General features: G+C 71.8%; 1 protein-coding gene. It reads right to left on the reverse strand.

Features of this window, described 5'->3' with window-relative positions; all coding sequences use genetic code 11:
• A partial coding sequence (locus G3I78_RS49885) for a hypothetical protein (RefSeq protein WP_203616605.1) occupies positions 1–210 on the reverse strand: 210 nt, incomplete at its 3' end.
• Between the last annotated feature and the right edge of the window lie 194 nt (positions 211–404).

Here is a 404-nt window from a genome sequence, read left to right on the forward strand (position 1 = left end):
CTCGAACCCGGGGTACTGCCGGGTCGTCTTCACGTACTGCTTGAGGTCCTCGACCGTCCCGCCCAGCGTCGCGTTGATCCCGTGCTCGGCGACGATCACGCGTCCCGTGAGGTTCCAGCGCTCCCCCAGCGCCTGCTGCCAGAGCTGCACCGCGCGGGGGTCGGCCAGTGGCGTGAAGGCGTAGAAGAGCACGATCTTGTGGACGGCCATGCCCACCAGGATAGGGAGGCGGACGCCGCCTCCCGCACGCGGCTACCGCGCCCGCTGCACGCGCTCGACGTCCCACACCGGCTCCGGCGCCTCGACGACCTCCCCGTCCCCGCGGAACACGAGGAAGCGGTCGAACCCGCGCGCGAACCAGCGGTCGTGCGTCACCGCGAGCACGGTGCCCTGGAACGCCGCGA

The sequence above is a fragment of the Streptomyces sp. SID13726 genome, assembly GCF_010548375.1.
Lineage (GTDB): Bacteria > Actinomycetota > Actinomycetes > Streptomycetales > Streptomycetaceae > Streptomyces.